This window comes from Atopobacter sp. AH10 (assembly GCF_003664595.1).
In the GTDB taxonomy this organism is placed as follows: Bacteria; Bacillota; Bacilli; order Lactobacillales; family Aerococcaceae; genus Atopobacter.
Genome location: NZ_QXPZ01000022.1, coordinates 118,936 through 130,842 on the forward strand (window position 1 = coordinate 118,936; position 11,907 = coordinate 130,842).

An 11,907-nucleotide genomic window follows, 5' to 3' on the forward strand; every position below is an offset into this window, starting at 1 on the left:
GACTTACTCCATCTTTCCCATTCTTTTTAAAGCCAAACGAGCAGCTTCTTGCTCAGCTTCTTTTTTACTAGCCCCTTGCCCTTGACCCAAATTTTTTCCATCACAAGACACTTCTACTTCAAAAGTTTTTTTGTGAGAAGGGCCAGACTCTTTTAGTAAATGATATTGAATCAAGACCTTTCCATGTGTTTGCAGTTCTTCTTGCAGTAAAGTCTTATAATCCAATAATCTTATGTCACTTTGATCACGTAATGTGACTATTTGTTCTTCAATAAAAGGGATGACAGGCTCTATACCTGCATCCAAGACAAAAGCTCCGATAAAGGCTTCAAAAATATCGCAAAGAATACTAGGCCTTTTCCTTCCACCAGATGCTTCTTCCCCTTTACCCAAATACATTAAGTCATCAAAATGCCACAAACGGGCTAAATAAGCTAAGCTTGTTTCGCAAACCAAGGCCGCCCGAATTCTAGTCAATTTCCCTTCAGGTTCTTGTGGATATTCCTTATAAAGATACTTAGATACCACATATTCTAAAATAGCATCTCCTAAAAATTCCAATCGTTCATAGCTATCAATATGCGTCCCGCGCCTTTCATTAATGTAAGACGTATGACTAAAAGCTTGTTCTAACAAAGCTTCATCCTTAAATCGATAGCCAATTTCTTCTGCGATGACATCAATTATCGCCATATGCTCGCTCCTTTCTATACCTTTCTTCATTATACGTCATTTCCTTGTAACTGTCATGTTTTTAAGAGATCCTTAGGCCTAGCAGGCGTCTGATACAAAAAAAAGAACCTTGATCATTTCATCAAAGTTCTTTTCCTCTATTCCTAAAATAGGCTGAAGGAAATGCCTGAAGAAAAAGCCACTTGATCAATCAATCTTAGCTAGTCAAGCTCTAGTAAAAAAGAATTAAAGCCTATCCACTAGAAAAGATGCACAAGTGTAAAATGAACCATTTAACTGAAAAGAAGCGGAAAAAGGGCCTCATCATTTGATCGCACAAAAAATCTCTAGCTTACATAGTTGCTGATTTTTCAGTGTAAGGAAATCCTTCAAACAACCACTTGTCTTTCATCAAATACTCCAGTCGATAATACTTTGCATTAAAGTCCAAGTTAGGCCGAATAGAATAAAAGCGTTTCGGAACATGAACGTCTTCAGCAAAAGCTTGTGCTGGATTAAAAAAATACAATTGCTTATAATCGAGCCTATTTAAAACGAATCGCTGTCCAAGCACTTCAGCAACTTGATCGTCTTCTACTAAACTCACACGAAATTTAGGCATACGGCAGACAATTTGTCCATATTTGAAATAATAATAGCCTTCGTTATAACCTAATACTTCTAATTTTTCATGAGTTGCTTTGGCCTCATAAAAATTTAAATGCTTTAAATTATTCATATTGTAAGACAAACGATAAGTCATCATTAAAGAAGGATCATATGGGCGAAATGCTCCATTTTTGTACTCATGACTTCTCATTTGCGGTGTCACGTAAGCTGCTTGCTTGAGATAAGGCAGATAACGGAAATAATAATAACTAACTCCCCCGCTCATCAAAAGGCCTAGACTGACAAGAACAAGGGCAAGTTGACGTAGCTTTCCCTTCTTTTCACCATATAAGCCAAAAATCATGGCCAGCAAAACAATAATGCCTATTATCATTAAACAGGTTGAAAAATACCCATTATAAAATTTTTCCGCCCTAATCCATTCCTGTACGCTCATTTGATCACCCAATTTCCATTTTTGCCCTATTATTATAGCATAGGTCTTGTCGCTTACTCATTTAAAAATAATTTTTATAAAGAAAAACCCTAAGCTAATGAAACAGCTTAGGGTCTTTTGAACTTATTAACAAAAATATTATCCGATACGTTGACGAGCATCAGCTACACGTTGCATAGCTTGACCAATGTAGTTAATGCACAACATGATCACTAGGATAAGTAGAGCTGCAGGTAACCATACCCAATGTTTGTTTTCAATCAAGTCAGCAGTTGTCGCATAACCGATCAAAGTCCCTAAACTTGGGACATTAGGTGGTAACCCAAAACCAAGGTAGGACAAACCTGTTTCGATACCAACGTTCCCTGCAAAGGAAAGCGTTAAGTTAACGATAATCAAGGAACTGATATTAGGCAATACGCCATCAAACATAATCTTCAAATCACTCGTTCCAAGCGTCTTAGAGGCAGCAACATAATCCAAAGCGGCTTCAGTCAATACCCGACTTCGCATCAGACGTGCTTTACCTACCCAGTTAAAGCAGGACATGATCAAGACGAAGGAAAGGGCGTTATATTTAGGGATGATAACGACCAAAACGATAATGATCATGGTTGTTGGTAAAATCATGAAAAAGTCAACGATACGCATCATGATGACATCTGTGATTCCACCAAAATAGCCGGAAATCAACCCATATACAATCCCAATGATCGAGGTGATGATAGTGATAGAGAAACCGATAAATAAGGAATTCCGAGTCCCAATAATCAATTGCCCAAAGACGTCACGTCCACCTTCATCAGTCCCAAAAATATGCCCTTCTTCCCCATAACCAAGGTAGCGGCTCAAAACATCAATACTCATCAATTGTTTTTGATCGATGAAGAAAGCTCCGATAAACACTCCCAAAATGATAGAGAGCAAGATAATCGCCGCTCCCATCGCTACAGGATCCTTAATAAATTCTCGGAAGAGGACTTGAATCCCTACAGTAGCCGATTTTGGTTGTTTTCCATCTCCAACAGGGACAGAGGATTTTGCTTCAGTCGTTTCTCCACTTTTAACAGCTTTTGTTTTATCTGACATGATGATCCTCCCTTCTATTGAATCCGGATACGTGGGTCAACAATACTCATGGCAATATCTGAGATAAGAGTACCAAACAAGGTAGCAATACCAAATAGCAATACTAAAGCTGTTATAACAGAGTAGTCACGAGATTGGATGGCTTGCACGAACAAGTTCCCCATACCAGAGTATGAAAAGATTTGTTCAATGAAGACAGACCCAGCAATCAAACCAGTGATATCGTAACCGATGAAAGAAACGATTGGTAATAAGGCATTACGGAAAATGTGTTTGTTGTAAACAACTTTTTCTGGTACCCCTTTTGACCGAGCTGTCCGGACATAATCTTGACTCTTAGCATCAATAATCCCCGTACGAAGATACTGAACAGTACCTGTAGTAGACAAGAGTGCCATTGTAAAGGATGGCAAAATGATGTGGTAGAGTCGACTAAAGAAGAAGGCTGTTGTCCCAGGTGTTAACCCCCCTGCTGCTGAACCCCGAGTTGGGAACCATTGCAAAGTATATCCAAAGAGCCATAAAAGGAGCAAGGCGAACACGAACAATGGAATAGAATAGGTTAAGAAAGTATAGATAACGATAATTTTATCAATCCAGCTATTTTGGTATCGACCAGCGAGTAAGCCCAGTGGCAATGAGATCAAATAGGTCAAGATCAAGGTCATCAAAGATAACCAAATTGTATTTGGCAAACGTTGCCCTATTTGAGTTGTCACGGCACGTTGGTAAGTATATGAGATACCAAAGTCACCTTTTAAGGCATTCCCAACCCAACGGAAATACTGAACAGGTAGTGGGTCGTTCAAGCCAGCCCGTTCCCTCAAGGCTTCCAGAGCTTCTGGAGGTGTTTGAGGCGTAATCATCCCAGTAAATGGGTCCCCTGGCATGGCTTTAGCTAAAGCAAAGACCAAGACACTTAAAATAATAATTTGTGGGATCATCAAAAGAACCCGACGCAAAATTGTTTTCCACATACTAGTGTGCACCTCCCTTAGGATCCAAGGCAGCATAATGCGTATTTGTCAATTGTGTCATATCGAATACGCGACCTTTTTCATCATAATAGGCATTTTGCTTTTCTTGGTAGAGTGCTTCGGTTTGTTTACGTTCAAGCTTATGTTTATCACGATTAATTGGATCAATAACCGGAATAGCCGAAAGCAAACGCTTGGTGTAAATATGTTGAGGGTTCGTATAGATATCTTTACGGGTTCCTTTTTCTACAAAACGGCCGTGATACATAATATGTAAATAGTCACACATATGTTTCACAACACCTAAGTCGTGAGAAATAAAGATATAGGACAAGTTGAACTCGTCTTGAATACGCTTCATGTAATTCAAAACTTGTGCTTGTACAGACAAGTCTAAGGCCGATACAGGTTCATCAGCGATAATTAATTTTGGATTTGAAGCAATCGAACGGGCGACCCCAATACGTTGCCGTTGACCACCAGAGAACTCATGAGGGTATTTATATAGAGCTTCTTCATTCAAACCGATAATTTCCAATAATTCAATAACCCGTTTCTTTTCTTCACTAGGAGAAAGATGATCGAAATTACGGATAGGCTCCGCAATAATATCGATAATACGTTTTTTAGGGTTAAAACTTGACAAGGAATCTTGGAAGATCATTTGCACTGAACGGTTAAATTCAGGAATCGAACTCAAGCGCTTATTAGTGATCTCTTCCCCATTAAAATAAATATGACCAGCTGTAGCTTTTTCCAGACCAATAATGGTACGACCAATTGTAGACTTCCCTGATCCAGATTCACCAACAAGCCCATAAGTTTTACCTTGTTCAATTTCCATATCTACACCATCAACAGCGTAGACCCAATCTGTGATCCGATTCCAAAATCCACTACGAATAGGGAAATGCACTTTAAGATCTTTAACTTCAATAAATCCCATTAGGCTTCCTCCTCCCCTTCGAAGTAGAAATGTTTGTAACATGAACAACGGACATAGTGTCCTGGAGCTGCTTCGTGCATCACAGGATCTTCTTCATGGGCACTATCTGGAATCCATGGAATCCGAGGAGCAAAACGACAACCTTTTTCAGGAAGATTCACCAAACTTGGTACAGTCCCTTGAATCACATGTAATTCATCTACAGGAGCTTCATCCGATACATCTTTCCCACCTTGAGGAATAGACCGGAGCAAGGATCTTGTATATGGATGCAATGGGTTAGTAAATAATTCTTCAGCTGAAGCAACTTCCACAAACTGTCCTGCATACATAACAGCCACTCGATCTGCAGTTTCAGCTACAACACCTAAATCGTGAGTGATTAAAATAATCCCAGATTCTGTCTCTTCTTGGATTTCGTTCAACAAATCCAAGATTTGCGCTTGAATGGTCACGTCTAGCGCAGTAGTCGGTTCATCCGCGATAATAATAGGTGGCTTACATGCTAAAGCAATAGCAATACACACCCTTTGTCGCATCCCACCAGACAATTCATGCGGATATTGTTTAGCTACCCGTTTGGGTTCTGGCAAGCCCACTTGTTCTAGCAACTCGATAACTCGAGCCTTGCGTTGCTTGTCATCCATGTCTGTATGGTAAACCAAACCTTCCTCAATCTGTTCACCGATATTCATCAGTGGATTAAGAGAGGCCAACGGATCTTGGAAGATCATTCCTACATCATTACCTCTAACCCGATTATAGAGTGCTTCACTCAATTGAATCAGGTTAGTGTCCTTATAGATGATTTCTCCCGTAATCCGAGTGTTATTCTTGTTGTGAAGTCCCATAATGGTTGTGGCCAAAGTTGACTTCCCACATCCAGATTCCCCTACGATAGCAAGCTTTTCGTTCTTGTGGAGAGTAAATGAGACACCATCCACAGCATCGTAGTAGCTATCCCGAATCCGGAAGGCGGTATGCAAGTCAATGACTTCCAACAGCGGTTTTCCTTCACCCATAAAACCTTCCTCCTTGTCATAAAACTTTTGCTAAGGTTACGACTTCTATTATATCTAACATGCTAATAAAGTTCAATATTTTTCTAATGGTAAGCGTTCTCATTCTCATACAATAAATTAGAGCTATTAAAAAAACCTTATTAAATCAATAAAAAAAAGACCGAATCCCTAAAGATTCAATCTTTATTTTTTACTTATTATTTTACATGATCAGAAATGAAGCGTACAGCATCACCAACAGTGAGCATTTTTTCTGCTTCTTCATCTGGAATCTCAATAGCAAATTCATCTTCTACAGCCATCACTACTTCTACAATATCTAAAGAATCAGCTTCCAAGTCACTATCTAAACGAGTAGATTCGCTTAATTGTCCTGCTTCCATATCAAAATGCTCCGCAATCAATTGGCTTAAGCGATTAAAAATTTCTTCCTCTGTCATAAAATCCTCCCTAGAATATTTATAATTTATTTTACTAATCTTCTTTGACCTCATCAGCTTCGTTTTTTGATGCTAATTCTTCTAATCTTTGGTTAATGGCTGGAATTAACCCGCTAGTCAACATTTGTACAGTTTGATCCAAAGCCGAGGCAATTGCCACAGGGTTTGATGAGCCATGAGCCTTGATGAGCGGTGCTTTGATCCCCAATAATACCGCCCCACCAATTTGGTCATAATTTACCTGCTTCAATAAGTTCTTTAATGGCTTTTTGATGAGTAAGCCACCGATCTGAGCGGAAAGTGGCCCAGATTTTATAGCTCCTTTTATTGCTTTCATCAAGGTTAAAGCCGTTCCTTCAAATGACTTTAAGACAGCATTGCAAACAAAACCATCCCCAACAATAACCGGGCATGAAGTTGTTAAAATATCCCTAGCCTCTACATTTCCTACAAAGTCGAGATGACTACTATCTTTTAAAAGCTGAAAGGCTGCTTTCGTTAGGCTATTCCCCTTGCCTTCTTCAGTTCCATTATTTAATAAACCGACTTTAACATCTTTCAAGCCGAAGACTTTTTCTTGATAGAGAGTCGCAAGCTCTGCGAATTGGACTAAATTCTTCACTTTACAATCCACATTAGCTCCTGCATCCGTCAAAATAGTATAAGGATGGTCTCCTGAGAAACTTGGAATTGTCGCCATCAGTCCTGGCCGATCAATCCCTTTCATTCTTCCTATAAGCAAAAGGCCAGCTGTTAAAACGGCTCCAGTATTTCCTGCTGACATTAAGGCATCTGCTTCACCATCTTTTACAGCCTGAGCCGCCATGACCAAAGAGCTATCTTTTTGTGTTCTAACAGCTTTTACTGGAGAATCAGTGACTTTAATGGCCATAGGAGCATGATGAATACTGATATTTTCCTTTTCAACTGTTAAATGTTCTCTAACAACATCTTCTGGCCCAAAAAGAATAAATTGAATTTCTGGGTAGCGTTCTGCTGCCTTTAATGTTCCTTCTACTACTGCTTTTGGGGCAAAATCCCCACCCATTGCATCAATGGCAATTTTCATAATTTTCGCCTTCTTTCTCAGTTACCATTTGATGAGCAATTTGCCGTGCATAAAACATAATTTCTTGATCACGGTACAAATCGCCCACACGAAATTCTGGTAAACCAGATTGTTTCACGCCAAAAACCGATCCCGGCCCTCGAAGGCGCCAATCTGCTTCACTTAAATAAAAACCATCTTGACTTTCAGTCATTAAACGGAGCCGCTCTTTTCCTTCCTCTGTCTTTGGATCCGCAACTAGAATACAGCTAGAAGCAGTCGCCCCTCTCCCTACTCTTCCTCGCAATTGATGTAATTGAGATAGCCCAAAACGATCTGCATCTAAAATGACCATTAACGTTGCATTAGGCACATCTACTCCTACCTCAATCACAGTTGTTGCTACCAATATATCTAAATGTCCAGTTTGGAAGGCATCCATCACTTCTTCTTTTTCATCTGGAGTCATCCGTCCATGCAAAAGTCCTAGACGCACTTCAGTTGGAAAATGTTTTTTTAATTGCTTAAAAAGCTCTAATGCGCTCTTAAGGTCAAGCTCTTCCGATTCTTCAATCAGGGAGGAGACAAAATAAACCTGTTGCCCTGCTCGAACCCGCCTTAGACATTCTTGGTAAACATTTACGAGTTGGCTTTCCTTAATCCAAAACGTTTTGATCCCTTGACGATGCATTGGTTTTTCTTTCAATAGGCTAACATCCATATCTCCATAAAGAGTAACTGTCAAGGTACGCGGAATAGGGGTAGCGGTCATATACATCACATTAACCCAATCGCCTTTCGCACAAAGAGCTTCTTTTTGTTTAACACCAAAACGATGCTCCTCATCGATAATCGCACAAGTCAGGCCTTTAAAATGGACACTATCCTGAAATAGGGCATGCGTCCCAAAAGCAAATAAAGCTTGTCCATTAGCCAAAGCTTCTAAAATAGCTTGCCTGTCTTTTTTGGAAGTCGACCCACTTAAAAAGCAAGTATCTTCAGCTAAATCAGGAAACATCTTTTTAAATCGCTCGTAATGTTGCTGGGCAAGAATTTCAGTTGGAGCCATCAGAGCCACTTGTCCTCCACTAGTTCCAACGGCAATCATCGCTAAAAAAGCGACAACGGTCTTTCCACTTCCTACATCCCCTTGAAGCAATCGATTCATTGGGTAAGCTTGTAAAAAATCTCTACAAATCAGATTAACTACTTGCTTTTGCCCTTGTGTCAACTCAAATGGGATCTCTTGAATAGCCTTTTTTAACTGCTTTAAATCATAGCGAATCTTATAGCCATCATTTTTTCCCTTTTGCCTACTTAGCTTTAAGTCTTGTAATCGCAATTGATAGCTAAGAAATTCTTCACAGGTGAGTTGTTCGTGGGCTTTCTGATAATCCTCTTCTCTTTTTGGGAAATGCATATTATAGACAGCTTGCCGGCGACTCATGTAACCATAGGGGCCTAAAGCTTCTAGAGGATATAGATCGCTAATTTCTTCCCCGAAACGTTCAAAGGCTTGTTCCACTAATTGCCGAATCGTTCCTGCCTTAATGGCTTGACTAGCAGGATAAACGGCTTCAAAAGATTGCCCTTGCCCTTCTTTAAAACCTCCTAAAAGTTTTAGTGCAATCAACTGTTGGCGACTGGCATCCCATTTACCATAAATAGCTATCTCATCTAATTGATTGATTTTATCCTTTAGATAGTGCTGATTAAAGAAAATAAGGCGAATCACATGATTTAAGACCATGATTTGAACTTGTAAACGACTTTTTTTACGCCCATAAAAATTGACAGTGGCTTGATTAATTCTTAGCCCCTTTAAGACCACTTTATCCCCATCTAATAACTCATTTGGATCTTTTTCAACGATCATATCGTAGCGAAAAGGGAAATAAAAGAGCAGGTCTTCTATGGTCTTGATCCCCAAATCATGTAAGGCAGACAGTCTAACAGGTCCAACATGGTCTAATAAAGCCAGGGATTCTTGTAGATGCCCCATTTCATCCCCCCGCTCTCTTATTTGAATAGAGAACCGCAGTTGAAAAAACGGCGGCTCTCTCAAGAAACTTATTCAACAGAAATTAAGTAATGATAAACAGGTTGATCTCCTGGGTAAATATCCAATTCAAGATCTGGATAGCGTATAGAAATATCCTTCATGATTTGATCGTTGACCTCTTCTTTTACATCTTCCCCTGTAATGATGGTCACAATTTCACTGTCTATAGTAACCATTTTATCAATAGTTTGCGTTAAACAGTCAGCTAAATCTGGAACAGAAATCTTAATCTTCCCATCTACAATTCCCATATAATCATTTTCGTTTATTTCCACGCCGTCAATCGTTGTGCTACGAATGGCGCGAGTGATTTGGCCATTCACAATATCCTTCAAGCTATCTGTCATATCTGCCACATTACTTTCTAAATCTGCATCTGGATTGAAAGCAATCATTGCAGATAAACCTGCTGTCAGGCTCTTTGTCTCTACTACAGCCACTTCTGCTTCAGCTACTTCAGCCGCTTGGTGAGCCGCCATAAAGATATTCTTATTATTCGGTAAGATAATCACTTTTTCAGCATTTGCTTTTTCAATTTCTTTAACGATAACTTCAGTGGAAGGGTTCATCGTTTGCCCACCACTGATAATGTGTGTAACCCCAACTGACTTAAAGAGATTATTCAAGCCTTCACCTGTTGAAACAGCAATAATGGCATATGGTTGCTTGCTCTTAGCTTTTTCTACTATTTCGGCACTAGAATCCCGTTTGATAAAATCGTCATTTTGTAAACGCATATTATCCACTTTAACTTTAACAAGAGAGCCAAAACGTTGCCCATAATTCAACACTTGACCAGGATGCTCTGTATGGACGTGAACTTTGATAATTTCATCGTCATTCACCACGAGAAGAGAATCTCCTAAGTCATTTAAATAATTTCTAAAGCTTGTTTCGTCAAATTTTTCAACAACGGTTTCACCTTCGCCAATTTGAACCATGATTTCAGTACAATACCCATATTTAATATCTCCAGTTGAGACATTGGCAATATCATGGTGAGCTACCGAAGATAAATCAACATTCACCGATACAGGCGCTGGACTTGGCTTAACTCCGGTTAAAGCTTCGTAAAAACCTTCATAGATGTAAACGAGACCTTGCCCGCCAGAATCCACCACACCAACTTCTTTCAAGACAGGCAAAAGATCTGGTGTTTGCGCTAAAGCGGCTCTTGCTCCCTTCAACAAACTGCTCAATACTTCTAAGCAATCATTTGTTTCCTCAGATTTTTTCAAAGCCTTTTTAGCTGAGATACGAGACACTGTCAGAATTGTCCCTTCAACTGGCTTCATTACAGCTTTATAAGCTGTATCAACCCCTGCTTGAAAAGCCTGAGCTAACTCTGAAGCAGTCAAGACTTCTTTCCCTTCTAGTGATTTAGCGAAGCCACGGAATAATTGGGACAAAATGACACCAGAATTTCCACGCGCTCCCATCAATAAGCCCTTAGCTAAATTGTTAGCTAGTTGAGAAATGCTTTCGTTAGGGCTAGTGGCTACACGATCCGCCCCTGAGTTAAAGGACAAACTCATGTTAGTCCCTGTATCTCCATCTGGAACCGGGAAAACATTTAGGGCATTCACTTGCTCCGCTTTTTCATTCAAGCGTTGCGCCCCAAGTTGGACCATGTTCTTCAGTTCTTCAATACTAATTGATGTTTTTTCCTGCATTGTTTCCTCCAGTCTCAGGTCTAAGCGAGGGATTCACTATCTCGTACACCTTGAACCTGAACGTTCACCTTATCAGCTGTTATCCCGAGAATTGTCTCAAGATCATATTTTACCTGTTGTTGAACATTCTTGCAAATTTCAGAAATTTTCGTCCCATATAAAACAAAGATAGCGACGCTAACAATAATTGATTCGCCCTCTTGATGAATGGTGACACCACGAGAATAGTTATCGAGTTTCAACAACTCGCTGATCCCATCTTTTAATTGGTTTTTGCTTGCCATCCCGATAACCCCATAGTTATCAGTTGCTGCAACACCAACCACAGTCGCAATGACCTCATTATCTAGGTCGATAATTCCATATTTGCTTTCGATTTTAACGGCCATGCTCTTCCTCCTTAATCTGTCATCTAAGGCGATGCTTGATACCTTGCTAGTATACCATACTTTAAAAGAAAACTTTAGAGAAATAAGAAATTTTACTTTTCTTCCTTGATTCGCCCTCATAAACATGGTAAGATAACCAAGTATATGAGTTTTACTGCCAACTTTCAATAAGGAGGCACGCGTAATGGCAAAGCAATGTATCATTACAGGACGTAAAACACGCTCAGGGAACAACCGATCTCACGCTATGAACGCTTCTCGTCGCCAATTCAAGGCAAACTTACAAAAAGTTCGCATCTTGGTTGACGGTAAGCCTAAAAAAGTTTGGGTGTCTACCCGTGCTTTAAAGAGCGGAAAGGTTACCCGCGTTTAATCAAAAACCCTCTCCTAGGAGAGGGTTTTTTCTATTTCTCTTTTCTTAGAATTCCAAACGCCTAACTTGTGCTCACTCAAGGCATTCAACCTGAATTCCCTGACTCATAACCATAAACACCACCTATCACCGAGGTGGTGTTATTTTTAA

The 11,907-nt window shown here is 39.8% G+C and carries 12 protein-coding genes; 1 reads left to right on the forward strand and 11 read right to left on the reverse strand.

What is annotated here, in order from left to right; all coding sequences use genetic code 11:
- Positions 1–3: 3 nt before the first annotated feature.
- The 11 genes from rnc to D3H64_RS05790 all read right to left on the reverse strand — a co-directional run bounded on the left by rnc (position 4) and on the right by D3H64_RS05790 (position 11,384).
- Complete coding sequence (rnc, locus tag D3H64_RS05740; RefSeq protein ID WP_305000259.1) at positions 4–693, reverse strand: ribonuclease III; 690 nt, start codon at positions 691–693, stop codon at positions 4–6.
- Between the two features lie 331 nt (positions 694–1,024).
- Positions 1,025–1,738, reverse strand: coding sequence for a hypothetical protein (locus D3H64_RS05745; protein ID WP_121565319.1), 714 nt, complete (start codon positions 1,736–1,738; stop codon positions 1,025–1,027).
- A 138-nt stretch (positions 1,739–1,876) separates the two neighbouring features.
- Complete coding sequence (locus tag D3H64_RS05750) at positions 1,877–2,827, reverse strand: ABC transporter permease (RefSeq protein ID WP_121565320.1); 951 nt, start codon at positions 2,825–2,827, stop codon at positions 1,877–1,879.
- 14 nt (positions 2,828–2,841) lie between these two features.
- Positions 2,842–3,804, reverse strand: a complete 963-nt coding sequence (opp4B, locus tag D3H64_RS05755; RefSeq protein ID WP_121565321.1) for an oligopeptide ABC transporter permease — start codon at positions 3,802–3,804, stop codon at positions 2,842–2,844.
- A 1-nt stretch (position 3,805) separates the two neighbouring features.
- Complete coding sequence (locus D3H64_RS05760; protein ID WP_121565322.1) at positions 3,806–4,750, reverse strand: ATP-binding cassette domain-containing protein; 945 nt, start codon at positions 4,748–4,750, stop codon at positions 3,806–3,808.
- Positions 4,750–5,772, reverse strand: coding sequence for an ABC transporter ATP-binding protein (locus tag D3H64_RS05765; RefSeq protein ID WP_121565323.1), 1,023 nt, complete (start codon positions 5,770–5,772; stop codon positions 4,750–4,752). The genes D3H64_RS05760 and D3H64_RS05765 overlap by 1 nt, the downstream gene beginning before the upstream one ends.
- Before the next feature lie 197 nt (positions 5,773–5,969).
- Positions 5,970–6,212: an acyl carrier protein gene (gene acpP / locus D3H64_RS05770; protein ID WP_121565324.1), complete on the reverse strand. Its 243-nt coding sequence runs from the start codon at positions 6,210–6,212 to the stop codon at positions 5,970–5,972.
- Positions 6,213–6,246: 34 nt separating this feature from the next.
- Positions 6,247–7,281, reverse strand: a complete 1,035-nt coding sequence (plsX, locus tag D3H64_RS05775) for a phosphate acyltransferase PlsX (protein WP_121565325.1) — start codon at positions 7,279–7,281, stop codon at positions 6,247–6,249.
- Positions 7,265–9,262: an ATP-dependent DNA helicase RecG gene (recG, locus tag D3H64_RS05780; RefSeq protein WP_121565326.1), complete on the reverse strand. Its 1,998-nt coding sequence runs from the start codon at positions 9,260–9,262 to the stop codon at positions 7,265–7,267. The genes plsX and recG overlap by 17 nt, the downstream gene beginning before the upstream one ends.
- 68 nt (positions 9,263–9,330) lie before the next feature.
- A complete protein-coding gene (locus tag D3H64_RS05785) occupies positions 9,331–10,995 on the reverse strand; it encodes a DAK2 domain-containing protein (RefSeq protein WP_121565327.1) in 1,665 nt (554 codons plus the stop codon).
- A 20-nt stretch (positions 10,996–11,015) separates the two neighbouring features.
- Positions 11,016–11,384: an Asp23/Gls24 family envelope stress response protein gene (locus D3H64_RS05790; protein WP_121565328.1), complete on the reverse strand. Its 369-nt coding sequence runs from the start codon at positions 11,382–11,384 to the stop codon at positions 11,016–11,018.
- Between the two features lie 184 nt (positions 11,385–11,568).
- Between D3H64_RS05790 and rpmB the strand changes: the two genes are divergently transcribed.
- On the forward strand, positions 11,569–11,757 hold the full coding sequence (gene rpmB, locus D3H64_RS05795; protein WP_121565329.1) for a 50S ribosomal protein L28: 189 nt from the start codon (positions 11,569–11,571) through the stop codon (positions 11,755–11,757).
- Positions 11,758–11,907: the final 150 nt, after the last annotated feature.